Origin of the sequence: Desulfosporosinus cupriresistens (genome assembly GCF_001707885.1) — a bacterium.
GTDB lineage: Bacteria > Bacillota > Desulfitobacteriia > Desulfitobacteriales > Desulfitobacteriaceae > Desulfosporosinus.
Map to the genome: position 1 here is coordinate 22,418 of NZ_MASS01000007.1, position 16,573 is coordinate 38,990.

The window sequence follows — 16,573 nt, forward strand, 5'->3', positions numbered from 1 at the left end:
TTGGGATGGGTGTTCTCTTAGAGGGAAAAGATCTCCGCAAGTCTTATCGCACCGGTGAAGTCGAAGTAGAAGTCCTAAAAGGGATTGACTTTCAGATCTTTCAAGGAGAATTCATTGTTGTCTTGGGTCAAAGTGGCTCGGGTAAAACAACCTTACTAAATATTATTGGAGGAATGACCAGGGCTTCAACCGGCGAGCTTTATTACAAAGGACAACCTCTTCATACCATTGACGAGCAGCAGCTTACCCTTTATCGCCGGAACGAGGTAGGCTTTGTCTTTCAAAACTACAATTTAATGCCTAATCTCACAAGCTACGAAAATGTCAAGTTGGCAGTGGAGATAGCGCAAAATCCACTCTCGGTATCTGACGTCCTCCGTGAAGTTGGTCTGGAAGCCTGGTCAGATCACTTTCCATCCCAACTCTCAGGAGGACAGCAACAACGGGTTGCTATCGCTCGGGCAATTGTTAAAAACCCCGAACTTCTCCTCTGTGATGAGCCGACGGGTGCCTTGGATATTCAAACGGGCATTCAGGTTCTAATTTCGTTACAGAAATTAAACCGTGAATCCCACAAAACAGTGATGATAATTACTCATAATGCTGAAATCGCTAAAATGGCAGACAGAGTCTTCTATTTAAAAGACGGCTTACTTGATTACGTGAAAGTCAATGAGCGACCACTTTCGCCGGAGGAAATATCATGGTAATGCTCAGAAGAAAGACTTGGCGAGATATTAAAGAGAATAAAGGAGTCTATCTGGCCTGTATCGTGGTTATTGCCATCGGCTTAATGATTTACACATCGATGTCAATTGTCGTAGAAAATATGGATAAGGCTCAACAAGCTTTTTATAGCGAAACACATTTTGCTGACGGATTCATTGATGTTACGGGGTATCCGGAAAACAAAGTAAATTCTCTCACGTTTATACCTGGAGTTGATCAAGCGGAAGGTCGGATTGTCAAAGACGTTCGCCTATTAGATCAACAGAAAGATTCTAATCGCTATTTGAGAATGGTCTCCGTTAATATGACCAACACCCCAAAAATCAACCAAATCCGTCTCTTGACAGGACACCTACCAAACGAGAACCAATCGGAAATATTAGTCGATCCTCAGTTTTTTGCGGCGAATCATTTGTCATTAGGCGATAGCATTAAAGTTATCTTAGAAGGGAAACAAGCTACCTTCTATGTGACAGGAACAGCTCAAAGTCCAGAATTTATTTACATTATGAGAACTGCTCAAGACCTTTATCCTTCGCCAGAAGATTTTGGGATTGCTTATGTCCCTTTAAGTTCGCTTAAGGCTCTGGTTAAAGAAAAGGGGCAGGTCAATGATCTGGTGGTCACGCTAAAGAGCGGAGTGAGTTTTGATTCAGTTAAAGATAGCCTGCAATCCGAGTTAAAACCTTATGGTCTACAAAGTATTGTCCCTCGTAAGGATCAAATGAGCAATGCCATCTTGACCAGCGAAATAACCAATATCAGAAGCATGACCAAAACTCTTCCCGTGGTCTTTTTAGGAGTCGCTGCTATTATTCTATACACGATGTTGAGACGGCTAATCGAACAGCAAAGGGTTGCCATCGGGACACTTAAGGCCTTTGGCTTTACTGATCGAGAGGTCATCAGGCATTATCTTACCTATCCCTTGCTCATTGGAACGATAGGGGGATTACTTGGAGGATTATCTGGGGTTGCCCTATCCTTCCCTCTAACCACAATGTATAAACAATACTTTGCTCTGCCGGGACTTCAAAGCGAATTTTCGTTCAAGTATCTGCTTATTGGTTTGGCGCTAGCACTTTTCTTCAGCTTGATTAGTGGCATCAGAGGGAGTCTAGACATTTTACGTCTAGAACCAGCTCAAGCGATGAGGCCTCCTGCTCCTGTTACAGCGAACAAGACTCGTTTGGAGAAAATCACCTGGTTTTGGAAACGACTAACTTCACAAGCCCAGATGGGAATTCGGGATGTTTTTCGTACTCCAACTCGAAGCATTTTTAATGTCCTGGGTATTGCTGTTGTTTTTAGCTTAATGACGGTATCTTGGTCAATGCAAAACATGACCAACTTATTAACGGTTGTTCAATTGGAACAGGTTCAAACCTATGACGTCAAACTATCTTTGACCCATCCTGCCGCGACTGGTGCCACAAAGCTTGCTCTTACCCATGAAGCAGGAGTTTCTAAAGTGGAACCCGTATTGGAAGCGCCTGCTACCTTGAAAAGTGGTTGGTTAAAGAAAGAAGTATCGCTAATGGGTCTCGCTAAAGATTCTACGCTCTATAATATTCTCGATAAAAACGGTCGACGCATCGAGGTGCCTGATCAAGGAATTTTGCTTTCCGAACATTTAGCAAAATCTTTAAATGTCCAAGCAGGAGATACTATTTATGTGGAAAGTCCCTGGCGGAAAGATCCACTGGGTCAAAAGGGTGAGAATTTGTTGGTCATAGGTGTCGTTCCCCAATATGTCGGACTTAATGCCTTTATGGAGGAAACAGAACTGCAGCGTTTTCTCCGGCAAGGAGAAATTAGCACATCGATGCTTGTGAAAATGGATCAGTCTGAAGTAGGGCAAATGAAAAGCAAGTATCGCAACGCAAGTAATGTCACCTCGATAGAATCCCTTAAAGATACAGGGGATAAAATTCGAAAAATGATGGATTCCTTCGGGTTTACCACTTGGTTGCTGGCCATTCTCGGCGGAATTACGGGCTTTGCCCTCATCTATAATTCTAGCATTATTTCTCTGTCTGAACGAAAACGTGAATTGGCTTCCCTGCGTGTTTTAGGTATGACTCCGCGAGAGGTATTGAGAGTAATCACCTCAGAACAATGGACGTTATATATATTTGGAATCCTTCTAGGTATCCCTTTGGCCTATGGGTTGGAAATTGGTATGGCTCAAGCCATGAGTAATGACCTGTACTCCCTTCCGGCAGAACTTCCGCCAGTAGCGTTACTTGGTGCAGCTGTTGGAACGGCCGTTTCCGTAATAGTAGCCCAAAGCTGGGCTTTCAAGAAGATAAAGTCGCTTCCGTTTGTCGAAATTCTCGCGACGAGAGACTAGGTAGGAGGATGAAAAGATGACAATTGAAAAGACAACCCTCAATCAAACGCCTAAAACGTTTAAATTACACAACTTCAATCTTCGGAACCCCAAGAAGAGAAAGTTCTTAATTGCAGGGGGGCTGGCTGTCCTCATTATTATTGCTGTAGCAGTATCGAAAGCAATGCCTTTGTCAGCCGGAGTATATACTCTTCAGCCTAAAGATTTTACAAAAGGCTTTACCGAGGAAGGGGAAGTTATCGCCGCTCAGGAGTGGCCCATCTTTAACCCAGTGGAAGGGAAACTGGAATCCCTCAAGGTTCAAAATGGAGATAAAGTCCAGAAGGGCCAAGTGCTCTTTGTGATGAGTACTAGCGACCTGAACTATCAGTTGGAATCCCTCAAGGCTCAATACCAAAGTTTAGAAGGTCAACGCTTGCAGAACCACAAAAACCCCAATGACGCGCAGGTCGCGCAACAGAACTTAATTATTGAACAAGCGGAGAAGGATGCTCAGACGGAGGAACTTAACCTGACTCGAATGAAAGCTTTGTATGAAGCGGGTTCGATTTCTGCTGTGCAATATGAAGAGGCTCAGACGGCGTCTGAGAAAGCAGAAAATTTCTTAGAGCAGCAAAAAGAAGGGTTGAAGCTGATTAACGAGCAATATCAGTCTTCTCAAGGTACAGAAATCTATTATATCAATCAAAAAAATGCTCTGCAGGCACAAATCGACCAACTGGAAGATAAGATCAGCAAAGCCACGGTCGTTGCCCTACAAGAGGGTTCCGTCAAAGATCTTTCTTTAAAAGAAGGAAATGTTATTCCACTTGGCCAGCAAATTATGACTATCTATGGAAACAAAGGCTATAAGTTAGAGAGCTTTGTCCTAGCTAGTGATGCCCTCGACATCAAAGTGGGGAGTCCAGTGCAAGTTATTCAAGCTACCAGTGTTGGCAATAAATCTTTAACGGGTAAAGTTGAAGCGGTTGATCCCTCAGCCGTTGAGAAGATTTCTCCACTCGGCCTTAAGGAAAACCGAGTGAAAGTAACGATTCTGCTCGATGATCGTTCTCCCGCTGTTGTCCTAGGGAGTAGTGTGGATGTGAAATTTACTACTTTGGAAGTTCCTAATAAACTTCTCATTCCTAAAACAGCCCTTTTCCCGTATCAACAAGGGGATGCTGTCTGGGTAATTCAGCAAGGTCAAGCTAAAATTCAGCCTGTGAAAAAGGGCCTGGAGAATGACAGCGACGTGATCATTGAGCAAGGCTTGTCAGCAGGAGATGTAATAATTTTAGACACTAATTTAACAAACCTGAAGGAAGGAAAGCGAGTTAAAGCGGTGATTTAGGTTATCTTTCATCAGTTGTCTAACCAAGAGTGATTTGCTAGACATTGCAATGCCTATATCCTCCTTCACTTGGACAGAATGTTTTAGCGTCCGAATGAGGGGGGATGTTATTTGAGCATGATCGTACGTAGTATACGATGTCGGGGAACGGCGCGTTACTTAAGTTCTTAAACTGTGCAGGATGCCTCCATCTCATATTTATAAAATTACTCAGAAGCGGAAAAGATAGGACAGAAAATCGATTTACTTTTCTCATTTTTGGTAAGAAGAGAAAGGAGCAAGAAAAGCTATTAGCAAGGTCTAATATCTTTGGGTTTAATTTCGAACATTTTCAGCAAGAAATATATTAATGTTCGGTTTTTCTATTGACCTTCATTGATCCTTCTTGTAAAATGAACTTAACAAATTCATAGGGAGTTCATATAACCGCGGAGATATGGTCCGCAAGTTTCTACCAGGCTACCGTAAATGGCCTGACTATGAGCGAAAGTGTACCTAGGGCAAGTGAATTGTCCGAGTGGTACAGGTTTGATTGAGAAAAATCAAACTACACCGAAGGGATAAAAGCCCAGGCGGGTAGGTTTCACTCTTATTAAAGGGGGAAATTTGCCCTTCCTGGGCTTTTTTATAAATATGACTTGGTCTAGTCAGGCTTCAGGTTACTTAGAAGTTGGCAAAGCAAATAGAAACAGAAGGGCGGAAATAATATGAGCCAGATTGGGGTCATTATGGGAAGTGACTCAGACTACAAAATTATGGAAGACGCTATGAAAGTTCTCCGTCAATTTGAACTTGAATTTGAAGTTAAAATTTCTTCTGCCCACAGAACATTGGATAGAACTGTAGATTGGGTAAGAGCTTTTGAAGCTCAAGGCGGGAAACTTATCATTGCGGCGGCAGGGTTAGCTGCCCATTTGCCGGGAGTTGTAGCAGGAGCTACCATTTTACCAGTGATTGGTGTTCCGTTGAGTAGTGGTGCCATGGAAGGCATCGATGCTCTTTACTCCATCGTGCAAATGCCCCCTGGAATTCCAGTTGCGACCGTAGGCATAGGTTCGGCACGCAACGCGGCTTTGCTTGCTGTGCAGATCCTAGCCATTCAAGATGAAGCCCTTAGTGTAAAAGTAAAAAACTATCGAAATCAGATGTTAAAGGATATCGAAGCGAAAGATGAAGCATTGCAATTAAAGTTAAGCGAAGGAATTCAAGGAGCAGTAAAAGGAAACTAATAATATTTAGGTAAGGGGACTACGTATGATTGAACGGTACACGCTTCCTGAAATGGGAGGAATATGGACAGACGAGCATCGCCTCACTCTCTGGTTGAAGATTGAAATCGCAGCGTGCGAAGGGTGGGCCAAACTAGGAAAGGTTCCGAATGAGGCGGTTGAGGTCATTCGAGAAAAGGCATCTTTTTCCTGGGAAAGGGTACAAGCCCTTGAAGAAGTGACCCAACATGATGTGCTGGCTTTCTTGACCAATGTTGCAGAAAATGTGGGAGATGAAGCAAAATACATTCATCTAGGCCTTACTTCTTCAGATATACTTGATACCGCGTTGTCATTGCAATTGGTAGAAGCATCGGATATTTTGCTGACTAAGATGGAAGCTTTGGAAGCTGTCCTGCACCAAAGGGCGTTGGAACATCGCGACACCATCATGATGGGTCGAACGCATGGGATTCACGCTGAACCGATCACCTTTGGATTGAAGTTGGCTTTGTGGTACGATGAAATTAGACGTCAAAAGAGGCGTTTAGCGTTTGCTCGTGAAGAGATACGGGTTGGGAAAATTTCAGGCGCTGTGGGGACGTTTGCCAATGTAGATCCTCAAGTTGAAGCCCATGTTTGCCAAGCTCTTAACTTAGAGCCCGCTCTGATATCGACCCAAATACTCCAACGTGATCGACATGCCTGTTATATGACGACTCTTGCGGGTATCGCTAGTTCACTCGATAAAATGGCAACCGAGATCCGCAACTTACAGCGAACCGATGTTCATGAAGTGGAAGAAGCCTTTGGCAAAGGGCAGAAAGGATCCTCGGCCATGCCGCACAAAAAAAATCCTATCACACCGGAACGTATTTGCGGGATGGCCCGAGTGCTTCGTTCGAATGCCCAAGTTGCTTTGGAAAATGTGGCCTTATGGCATGAACGAGATATCTCCCATTCTTCTGCCGAACGCATGATTTTGCCAGACAGCACCATTGCCTTGGACTATATGCTTTATAAGATGACCCAGCTTATCGATCGTTTGCAGGTTTTCCCGGAACAAATGCAAGTAAACATTGATAAAGGGTATGGGTTGATATTTTCTCAACGGGTGATGTTGGCTTTAGTAGAAAAGGGTGTCAGCAGAGAAAATGCGTACGCTTTAGTTCAACGCAATGCCATGGAAGCCTGGAATACGAAAGAACAATTTCAAAGCTTGATCAATCGGGACGTCGACGTTCGAGAATACTTAGATGAGACAGAAATTGCTGCCTTGTTTGATTATAAGTATCACACTAAACATGTAATAGATATCTTCCAGCGCTTAGGACTTAATTAGATGAAAAATATTAACCCAGATATCTCGGAAGAATGACCAGGAAAGACTAGCCAGAGGAAGTTTCTTAGCTTAGAGAGCACGGATTCTAAGAAACTTCCTCCCACTGACGACTATTGAAAGGGGATTAAGATTATGGAAAAGTTAGAATTACGCTATGAAGGAAAAGCAAAGAGAGTTTATGCGACAGATCAAAGTGAGTATTTTTGGGTCGCTTACAAAGATGATGCAACTGCTTTCAACGGTGAGAAAAAAGGACAAATCGTCGATAAAGGTGAGGTCAACAACCAGCTATCGGCACTCTTCTTTGAAGAAATAGAAAAAGCAGGCATTCCGACTCATTTTGTGAAGCTTTTAGGAGATCGAGATATGCTTGTGCGCAGCTTAGACATGATTCCCCTCGAAGTTGTTGTACGCAATATTGTAGCTGGAAGTTTAGCAAAGCGCCTTGGAGTGGAAGAGGGCTATGTTCTCTCGCAACCAGTCGTGGAATTATATTATAAAGATGATGACTTGGGAGATCCGATGGTTAATGAATCTCATGTTGCCGCAATGGGCTGGGCAAGTGAGGCAAATACTAAAGAGGTTCAAGCCTTAGGCCTTAAAATAAACGACATCTTGCGAACCATATTAGTTAAAGCGGGAATCGACTTGATTGATTTTAAATTAGAGTTTGGGGTTGCGGATGGAAAAGTCTACCTAGGCGATGAAATCTCACCAGATACTTGTCGTTATTGGGATATGGAAACACGGGAGAAGCTGGACAAGGATCGCTTCCGACGGGACTTGGGACAAGTTGAAGAGGCGTATCAAGAAGTTTTTCGGCGAGTAAAAAAAGCTCTTGCTTAGGATGGGATAGGGGGGCCGAACGTGTTCGAATTTGGAGAGGACAAGCCAAAAGAGGAATGTGGCGTCTTTGGGATTTATGCTCCCAATCAGGAGGTAGCCCGTTTAACTTATTACGGGCTTTATGCCTTACAGCACCGCGGGCAGGAAAGCGCGGGAATCGCGGTTTCCGATGGGCATAATATTGATTTGCATAAAGGAATGGGTTTGGTATCGGAAGTATTTTCTGACCGTGTTGTAGAAGGCTTGAAGGGTAAAATGGCGATCGGGCATGTTCGTTATTCTACCACAGGGTCAAGTCTGCTCGCGAATGCCCAGCCCTTGGTAGTACACTACCAAAAAGGGATGATGGCTTTGGCGCATAACGGTAATTTAACCAATGCTGCAGATTTGCGAGAAGAACTTGGCAAAAACGGAGCGGTATTCCAAACGACAATTGACAGCGAAGTAATTATAAACCTTATTACTCGCTATCGCCGGGAGTCCTTAGAAGATGCGCTGGTCAAGACCATGTTGGATCTTCGTGGGGCATATGCCCTAGTGATCTTGGCGGAGGACAAACTCTTTGGGCTGAGAGATCCTCATGGTGTCCGTCCCTTATGCATTGGGAGGATGGGGGATAGGTATTGTCTGGCCTCAGAAAGTTGTGCCCTTGATACCATCGGTGCGGAGTTTATTAGAGATGTGGAACCTGGTGAAATTGTCGTGATTGACGAAGAAGGGTTGCATACCTATATGGGGCTCGCTAAAACTGAACGCGCTTCTTGTGCCTTTGAATATATCTATTTTGCTCGGCCGGACAGCACGATGGATCAGTTGAACGTATCCGAAAGTCGGCGCAGGATGGGTATTGAACTGGCCCGGGAGTGCCCGATTGAGGCGGATCTTGTGATCGCAGTTCCAGACTCAGGGACTGCTTCGGCCCTTGGGTATGCTACGGCACTGGGCCTTCCTTTTGGAGAGGGACTTATTAAAAACCGTTATGTCGGCCGAACGTTCATTCAACCTACTCAGGCAATGAGAGAAGTGGGTGTTCGTCTTAAACTCAATGCTAATGCGAGTGTCTTGAAAGATAAACGTGTAGTTATGATTGATGATTCAATCGTTCGAGGGACCACCAGTTCTAAACTAGTGGAAATGGTTAAAAAAGCAGGTGCCAAAGAAGTTCACTTTTTGATTAGCTCCCCTCCGGTTGCTTTTCCGTGCTATTACGGAATTGACACAGCAGAGCGGGAAAAACTTATCGCCAATCAATTAGATATAGAGGGAATTCGGAAGTTCTCTGGAGCCGACTCGTTGCACTATATCTCGGAGGAAGGCTTACTTCGGGCCTTAGGCACGGATGCTGTTTGTTTAGCTTGTTTTAACGGAACGTATCCGATTGCAGTTTCAACCTTGAACCAGGGTAAAAATAATTTTGAAACTCGAAATTGTTGCGGCTAGGGCCGTCGACTCGAGGAGTAGCAGAAAAAATAAGGAGGAATGAACGTTGGGATACTCTTACCGAGACGCGGGCGTCGACATTCAGGCCGGGAATGATGTAGTGGAACGCATTAAACCTGCGGTTGCTAGGACGTTTCGTCCGGAAGTCATCGGCGGACTAGGAGGGTTTGGCGGACTTTTTAAACTGGATCTCGATAAGTATCCGGACCCGGTTCTTGTTTCCGGAACGGATGGCGTGGGAACCAAGCTACGTCTCGCTTTTCAGATGAATAAGCATGATAGCATTGGGCAAGATGCCGTGGCGATGTGTGTCAATGATATTTTAGTTCAAGGCGCAGAACCTTTGTTTTTTCTCGATTATCTGGCCGTTGGAAAGGTTGAGCCAAATCGACTCGCTGAGGTCGTAGGTGGGGTTGCCGGTGGGTGTGAAATGGCTGGCTGTGCGTTGATCGGGGGAGAAACAGCAGAGATGCCGGGTTTTTATGCCGAGGATGAATATGATATCGCCGGGTTTTCAGTGGGCGTTGTAAATCGGAATCAGCTAATTGATGGGTCAAAAATTCAAGCAGGGGATGTACTGATTGGCTTGCCTTCCACCGGACTCCATAGCAATGGCTACTCCTTAGCCCGGAAAGTATTTGAACCATATTCTTTGGATCAGGTATTTCCCGAGTTAGGTGAGCCACTTGGGGAGGCACTTCTTCGTCCGACGCGGATTTATGTTAAGTCAATTTTACCACTTCTTCCGGGAGGAGAAATCTTAGGAATGGCTCATATAACGGGGGGAGGATTAACGGATAACGTTCCCCGGGTTTTGCCACCAGGTCTGGGAGTTCGGATCGATACATTGACTTGGGAATGTCCCCCGATTTTCTCATTGCTGCAACGTCTTGGAGATGTAGCTTGGCCAGAGATGTATCGGACCTTCAACATGGGCGTTGGGTTTGTCATCATTGTCCGTCCTGAACATGAAGCTTCTGTGCGTTTGAGGCTCAATGAGTTGGGAGAAAAAAACTTTGTGATGGGGAGTGTTGTTCCCGGAGAAGGTGTATCTTATTGAGAACTGCGATATTAGCTTCAGGTCGGGGGAGTAATCTTGAAGCTTTAATTAAGGCCAGCGAAAGTGGCAGTCTCCCTATTGAAATCGTGGCTGTAGGGTCAGATCAATTGGGGGCCGCGGCGCTGGAGCGCGCCAAAGAGGTTGGAATTTCAACTCGTGTTTTTCCGGTTGGAGATTACCCGCATCGTCAAGCACAAGAGGAAGATCTTCTGATCTGGATGCGGGAAAATCAAGTGGAACTTTTACTCCTGGCGGGGTATATGAGGGTGTTAGGTCCGAAGTTTCTTCGCCAGGCCAATTTCCCGGTTATGAATATCCATCCTTCGTTACTTCCAGCTTTTCCAGGGCTCCACGCCCAGCGTCAAGCTCTGGAATATGGGGTTAAGGTGAGTGGGTGTACGGTACATTTTGTTGATGAAGGTTTAGATAGTGGGCCTATTATTTTACAAGAAGCGGTGTCGGTGTTGCCGGGGGATACGGAAGAGAGTTTAGCGCAGAGAATTTTAGAGGTAGAACATCGGCTGTATCCCGAGGCCGTTCGCAGGTTCGTCTCAGGAAAGGTGGAGCGAACCGGGCGCCGGGTTCAGATTTTGCAGCAGGAGGGGTTAGAATGAAGCGAAGAGCTATGATCAGTGTTTCGGACAAGACGGGGATTATCGATTTTGCACGTGGTCTTGTGGAGTTAGGTTTTGAATTAATTTCCACTGGGGGGACATTTAAAGCCCTGGACGAGGCTAATGTTTCGGTTAAGTATGTTAGTGAAGTCACCGGATTTCCAGAAGTTTTGGATGGCCGAGTGAAGACACTTCATCCTTTAATTCATGGCGGTATTTTAGCGATGGATTGTGAGGAACATCGGGAGCAAATGGAGCGAAACGGAATTAACTTTATTGATTTGGTTGTAGTCAATCTTTATCCGTTTCGGGAGACGATCGCCAAGCCTGGAGTGAGCTTTGAAGAGGCGATTGAAAATATCGACGTTGGTGGTCCGACGATGGTTCGCGCTGCAGCCAAAAATCACGGGCGCGTTGTTGTCCTGGTCAATCCAGAATCCTATGGGGAAGTTTTGAGTGTTCTGCGCGAAGCAGGAACTGTTTCAGCGGGGATGCGCAAGCGTTTGGCAGCGGAGGCCTTTGCCCACACAGCGGAGTATGACCGCCTTATTGCTGGTTATCTGGAACGACAGGTTGAATCTACCAGCAGTTTTCCGACGACACTTCGTTTAACGGCTCAAAAAGTTCAAGAGTTGCGTTATGGAGAGAATCCGCAGCAAAAAGCAGCGTTTTACATAAATGCGGAAGCAGAGGAAGGAACTCTAGCCAATGGAAAACAGCTGCAAGGGAAAGAACTTTCCTACAATAATTGGGCGGACATGGATGCTGCTTGGAAGATTGCGCGTGAGTTTGAATCCTGTGCGGCGACGATCATCAAGCACTCGAATCCTTGTGGAGTCGCTATGGGTACGACGCCCTTGGATGCTTATGAAATTGCCTTCGCGGCCGACCCCATTTCCGCTTTCGGTGGGATAATCGCCTTTAACCGGGTGGTAGATGGGCCCTGCGCAGATGCTATTAAAGAGTGTTTCTATGAAGTAATTATTGCACCGGAGTTCAGTCCTGAAGCTCGCGAAATCCTTAGCGCGAAAGCAAATCTCCGGCTCTTTGTGGTTGGAAGAGGAGATGCTAGTAAAACGAATCACGGCTGGATGATGAAAAGCGTCGATGGGGGATATCTTGTCCAGGAGGTTGATCGAGGCACAACGCCTGTCAGCGAATGGGATGTTGTGACAGACCTTAAGCCGACTGAAGAGGATCTATCAGCACTTGATTTTGCTTGGCGAGTTGTTAAACATGTAAAGTCAAACGCTATTGTAGTTACAAATCAAAAACAAACTCTGGGTGTTGGAGCTGGTCAGATGAATCGGGTAGGATCCGTCAATATTGCCCTTGAACAAGCTGGGGATAACGTTAAAGGAGCTTATTTGGCCTCCGATGCTTTCTTTCCTTTCCCTGACTCTATTGAAGCAGCAGCCAAGGCAGGAATCCGAGCAATTATCCAGCCTGGTGGATCTCTCAAAGATGCTGCGGTCATTGAGGCTGCTAATCGTTTGAACATAATTATGGTCTTTACGCATCGACGTCATTTTCAGCATTAAATATTATGAGCGTCTTTTATAATTAGGGAGACGAGGTGAAAGAGTGAAAAAGCTTCGTGTGTTAATCGTAGGCAACGGAGGACGAGAACATGCTTTGGCCTGGAAAATTGCCCAAAGCACCGAACTAGAGCGTCTGTTTGTTGCGCCGGGTAATGCAGGGACCGTATTGTGGAATGTTCCTATTTCGTCTAACGATATTCCTGCCTTAGTGGAATTTGCGCTCCAAGAGAAGATCGATTTAACCTTGGTTGGACCAGAAGATCCTTTGAGTTTAGGGATTGTAGATGCCTTTCAAGCAGCCGATCTACGAATTTTTGGACCGACTCAAGCGGCGGCTCAGTTAGAGGGAAGTAAATCCTTTGCTAAAACCATAATGGAAAGTGCCAAAATCCCAACGGCGGAATGGGAAATTTTTGATGATTCTGATCAAGCGAAGGCTTATGTCAGGACCATCGGGGCCCCCTGCGTTTTAAAGGCGGACGGGTTGGCTGCGGGTAAAGGTGTCATTGTAGCAATGGACTTGGAAACGGCTCTGCAGGCTGTCGATGAAATAATGGACGGCGGATTTGGTTCAGCTGGCAAAAAGTTGGTTATTGAAGAATTCTTGGAGGGGCAAGAAGTGAGCTTGCTTTGTTTTTCAGACGGAGTAACTGCGTGCCCTATGGTTCCGGTTCAAGACCACAAGAGGGCTTTAGAGGGCGACCTGGGGCTTAATACTGGGGGAATGGGGACGTATAGCCCACCTCCTATTTGGACAGCTGAACTTGAAGCAAGCGTTATGAAAGACTTCGTTTCGCCGACCTTACAGGTTATGAGAGAAAGAGGGACCCCATTTCAAGGTGTGTTATTCTTGGGTCTGATGCTCACGCAACGAGGCCCCAAAATTCTGGAATACAATGTCCGGTTTGGTGATCCAGAAACCCAAGTGGTAATGAAACGACTTAAATCTGATCTCTTGCCGATCCTTTGGGCATGTACTGAAGGCCGTTTGTCTGAGGCCCGGCTGGAATGGAAAGAAGAGGTCGCGGTTTGTGTTGTGATGGCTGCGCCGGGTTATCCATTGGCTTACGAAAAAGGGGTTCCAATCCATTTGCCTGAGCTAAGTGGTCAGGATTCGGTTATATTTCATGCCGGAACGGGAATCAGTGAGGGACAGCTGTTGAGTACCGGTGGCCGGGTGTTAGGGATCACAGCTGAAGGAAAAACGCTGCAACAGGCCCGGGAAAAAGCGTATGAACTGGTGGAGAAAATCGATTTCCCGAAGGCTCATTTTCGAAGAGATATTGGTGTTAAAGGGCTCTAGTCCTCTGGAATAGGGGAGCTTAGATATAGAGATTCTCGCCGGACACTTTTTAAATTTTAAAAAAAGACATCCCATTAATTCATAGAATTTCTGGGATGTCTTTTTTTTACTTATCAAAAAATATAACTTCGTTACATACTTTCTGTAGTAATGCAACTAAGGCGGTCGCCTGCGCTAAGGCTGCAAGAAGGCTAATACGTGCGAAGACAGTGTCTTCGTGGGTGCCAGCCGATTTTCTTTACATTCGAACCAAACGCTTTTAGCTGGGAATCTTCTAGCTAACTACTATCTTCTTGGGCACATGTGCCTTTATTCTATTATCAAAGCCAGAGGACATTGGCCATCATCACCCTTCCCTTCTTTACTCCAGTTTAGTGGAAAAAGTCTCCCTTTGTGACCGCTGAGATTTTTCCTTCATATGATATAGGTAGGGTGCCCTATCTAAGGGGGGATGAAAATGTTTAATTATCGAAAGCGTTTATTTTATCCGGTTCATGTTGAACGTCAAGATCCGATCTTTGCAAAGGTGTTACTCGAACATTATGCAGGAAAAGATAGTGAATTATCATCGAGCATTCAGTACTTAAGCCATCGCTCCAATATGTCAAACCGGTATGTTAGAGAACTGCTAGGGTTAATTGCTGCAGAGGAATTAGGGCATATGGAGATAATTTCTGTAGCAATCAACAAATTAGGGGGGCAATCGCTTACCTGTACAAATTCTGAAGGGGTTCCATGGACCATAGATAATATTGACCCAAGCGTTGATGCCATCGACATGCTGCAAGTGGATGTGCAGGCAGAAGCACGGACTAGTCATCTTTATCATCAGCATTTAGAGAAGACAAGTGACCCAAACATGAAGCGGATGATCAATTTTCTAATTGGCAGGGAAGAGGTTCATAAACGTTTGCTGCAAAAAGCACTGACGTTAATCCGTGAAACTGGTTCGTCGGAGGAATTCAATGCATTAATTTACGACTACAAGATGAGTCTGCAGATTTTAGAATAAGGTAATCACAGAAAAGCTATCATATATGTGTTAAAAGAACGTTCCAGAAAGTATATAACTGTCAGCAATGCTTTCTGTATTGACAAAAAAGTCGGCCATACGGTAGATCTTTCGGAAATTAAAAGTGTGCAATTAAAAGCTGACCTTCCGGTGATTCAATCAAAGATTAATGGTCTTGGTTTAGGTTCTATTCAGAAAGGAAAGTTCTCTTCAGATATTGGTAATGTGACTTTATATATCGACACTTCTAAACCACCATTTATTTATATAAAGACTACATCTGAACTAATTATTCTAAATGATCAATCCGAATCAAAGACGGAAGCACTATTTGATGAGTTGAATTCAGATATTAAGAAATAGAATTATAAAACCAAATAAAAAAGAAGATTACCCATTAGATTCTAGGGGGCAACTTCCTGTCGACCTCTAGATATAGGGGCGCGACTTGTATCATTTTTGAAAGTAGTAATGATACCGGCGATATATCGATGGATAGACTGCAGTACAGTCTAATGCTGGCAAAATGGTCAAAGCTTTACAAGTGTGAGATAGCTTCCAGTGTTGTCCAAGTAGCACTGGCAAATGCTTTGTAATTGGTAAAGGCTGCTTGAAAATCCCTTTCACTTATCGTTGCAGTGGCATCGTATACAACAGCTATTTCAAACCATTTTCGATTAAATGCCTCATATGTGATCCTGCTTCCTTGAGACGACATATCGGTTCAATATAGCCTAATTGGAATGAGCGGCCTGTTCAATCGTATACGTGTACGATTGAACAGGCCGCTCATTCCATTCCACAGACGACTCAGGAAGTCCTTCCATACTGCTCGACAATGAAATCCATAAAGTACCGGCTGGCAATGGGCAATACCTTCTTGTTTTTAAAGGCCAGGGAAATGGTACGGACAATCGGTGGGGACAGCTCTAAGGTTGCGATATGATAAGGGGATCTGCTGATGATTAATTTCGGCAGAATAGAAATTCCCAAGCCGCTTTCAATCATCGACATAATCGTATAGTCGTCATGAACACGGTATTGAATGTTGGGGTGCAGATTTTCCCGTTTAAAAAACTCTAAGGGCACGCTTAATTGTCCTTCATCCAAGAGGATAAAGGATTCATTGACTAGGTCCTGGAGTAAAATTTTCTTTTTGTGCGTTAAGGGGTGGTTTGTAGGCACAACCACCAGCATTTCGTCCTGTTGGAGGGGGATTGTCTTGAGTTCGGATACAGCTTGGGCGTCTGGATTGACAAAGCCGAAATCCACGCTTCCTTCCTTAATCAACTGGGCAATGCTGGTGTACTCGCCCTGGTGAAGTTCAAAGCATACCGAAGGGTACCTGGTTTTAAAATCCCTAATTAAATCAGGCAGCCAATTACTGGAAACACTGGAAAAGGTGCCGATGCGAATAATCCCTTTTTGCAGTCCTTGCATTTCCCGGCGTTTTTCCTCAAGCTCCCGGTGGGAATTATGGATTGCTTTGATGTAGGGCAGGAATTCCTCGGCATCAGGCGTCAGGGTGATCCCTTTGCGTGAACGCAAAAAAAGCATGGTGGAGAGTTCCTCCTCCAGGGCGCGGATCATCTGGCTGATGGCGGATTGGGTGTAGCCGAGTTCCTCAGAGGCTTTGGTAAAACTTCCTGTTTCGATTATTTTCATAAAGGCTTTATAGCGGTTCATTGATTACCTCATTTACATTAGAAAATCTTATATATTCATTATAAAAATTCGTTTTACTTATGTCAAGAGGGGGGAGTATGATGAAAACAAATAAGATGACTGATTC

The 16,573-nt window shown here is 44.8% G+C and carries 15 protein-coding genes and 1 riboswitch; of the genes, 13 read left to right on the top strand and 2 right to left on the bottom strand.

Annotated elements, in window-relative coordinates:
* Positions 1-5: 5 nt before the first annotated feature.
* From DSBG_RS04215 to DSBG_RS04280, 13 genes are all read left to right on the top strand, one after another.
* Positions 6-710: an ABC transporter ATP-binding protein gene (locus tag DSBG_RS04215; RefSeq protein WP_068962976.1), complete on the top strand. Its 705-nt coding sequence runs from the start codon at positions 6-8 to the stop codon at positions 708-710.
* Positions 704-3,082 carry an ABC transporter permease gene (locus tag DSBG_RS04220; protein ID WP_068962977.1) on the top strand — a complete coding sequence of 793 codons (2,379 nt, stop codon included), beginning with the start codon at positions 704-706 and terminating at the stop codon, positions 3,080-3,082. Before DSBG_RS04215 ends, DSBG_RS04220 begins: the two co-directional genes overlap by 7 nt.
* Before the next feature lie 16 nt (positions 3,083-3,098).
* Positions 3,099-4,415: an efflux RND transporter periplasmic adaptor subunit gene (locus DSBG_RS04225; RefSeq protein ID WP_068962978.1), complete on the top strand. Its 1,317-nt coding sequence runs from the start codon at positions 3,099-3,101 to the stop codon at positions 4,413-4,415.
* A 398-nt stretch (positions 4,416-4,813) separates the two neighbouring features.
* Positions 4,814-4,915: riboswitch (purine riboswitch) on the top strand.
* 207 nt (positions 4,916-5,122) lie between these two features.
* Positions 5,123-5,644, top strand: a complete 522-nt coding sequence (purE, locus tag DSBG_RS04235; RefSeq protein WP_068962980.1) for a 5-(carboxyamino)imidazole ribonucleotide mutase — start codon at positions 5,123-5,125, stop codon at positions 5,642-5,644.
* A 25-nt stretch (positions 5,645-5,669) separates the two neighbouring features.
* Positions 5,670-6,965: an adenylosuccinate lyase gene (gene purB, locus DSBG_RS04240; protein WP_068962981.1), complete on the top strand. Its 1,296-nt coding sequence runs from the start codon at positions 5,670-5,672 to the stop codon at positions 6,963-6,965.
* Positions 6,966-7,097: 132 nt separating this feature from the next.
* Positions 7,098-7,811 (top strand): phosphoribosylaminoimidazolesuccinocarboxamide synthase, encoded by a 714-nt coding sequence (purC, locus tag DSBG_RS04245; RefSeq protein ID WP_068962982.1) that lies wholly within the window; start codon positions 7,098-7,100, stop codon positions 7,809-7,811.
* A gap of 21 nt (positions 7,812-7,832) precedes the next feature.
* On the top strand, positions 7,833-9,251 hold the full coding sequence (gene purF, locus DSBG_RS04250) for an amidophosphoribosyltransferase (protein ID WP_068962983.1): 1,419 nt from the start codon (positions 7,833-7,835) through the stop codon (positions 9,249-9,251).
* A 46-nt stretch (positions 9,252-9,297) separates the two neighbouring features.
* Entirely contained in the window at positions 9,298-10,311 is a 1,014-nt protein-coding gene (gene purM / locus DSBG_RS04255) for a phosphoribosylformylglycinamidine cyclo-ligase (RefSeq protein WP_068962984.1), read from the top strand.
* Positions 10,308-10,925 (top strand): phosphoribosylglycinamide formyltransferase, encoded by a 618-nt coding sequence (gene purN, locus DSBG_RS04260; protein WP_068962985.1) that lies wholly within the window; start codon positions 10,308-10,310, stop codon positions 10,923-10,925. The genes purM and purN overlap by 4 nt, the downstream gene beginning before the upstream one ends.
* Positions 10,922-12,466, top strand: coding sequence for a bifunctional phosphoribosylaminoimidazolecarboxamide formyltransferase/IMP cyclohydrolase (gene purH, locus DSBG_RS04265; protein WP_068962986.1), 1,545 nt, complete (start codon positions 10,922-10,924; stop codon positions 12,464-12,466). The genes purN and purH overlap by 4 nt, the downstream gene beginning before the upstream one ends.
* A 43-nt stretch (positions 12,467-12,509) precedes the next feature.
* A complete protein-coding gene (gene purD, locus DSBG_RS04270; protein WP_068962987.1) occupies positions 12,510-13,769 on the top strand; it encodes a phosphoribosylamine--glycine ligase in 1,260 nt (419 codons plus the stop codon).
* A 457-nt stretch (positions 13,770-14,226) separates the two neighbouring features.
* The gene (locus DSBG_RS04275; RefSeq protein ID WP_068962988.1) at positions 14,227-14,781 is read left to right on the top strand and encodes a manganese catalase family protein; all 555 of its coding nucleotides are present in this window, start codon (positions 14,227-14,229) and stop codon (positions 14,779-14,781) included.
* 27 nt (positions 14,782-14,808) lie between these two features.
* Positions 14,809-15,144 (top strand): hypothetical protein, encoded by a 336-nt coding sequence (locus DSBG_RS04280; protein WP_068962989.1) that lies wholly within the window; start codon positions 14,809-14,811, stop codon positions 15,142-15,144.
* A gap of 175 nt (positions 15,145-15,319) precedes the next feature.
* Here the strand turns inward: DSBG_RS04280 and DSBG_RS22295 are convergent, their stop codons facing one another.
* Positions 15,320-15,499, bottom strand: a complete 180-nt coding sequence (locus DSBG_RS22295) for a hypothetical protein (protein WP_207647214.1) — start codon at positions 15,497-15,499, stop codon at positions 15,320-15,322.
* Positions 15,500-15,591: 92 nt separating this feature from the next.
* Positions 15,592-16,467 carry a LysR family transcriptional regulator gene (locus DSBG_RS04285; protein ID WP_068962990.1) on the bottom strand — a complete coding sequence of 292 codons (876 nt, stop codon included), beginning with the start codon at positions 16,465-16,467 and terminating at the stop codon, positions 15,592-15,594.
* Positions 16,468-16,573: the final 106 nt, after the last annotated feature.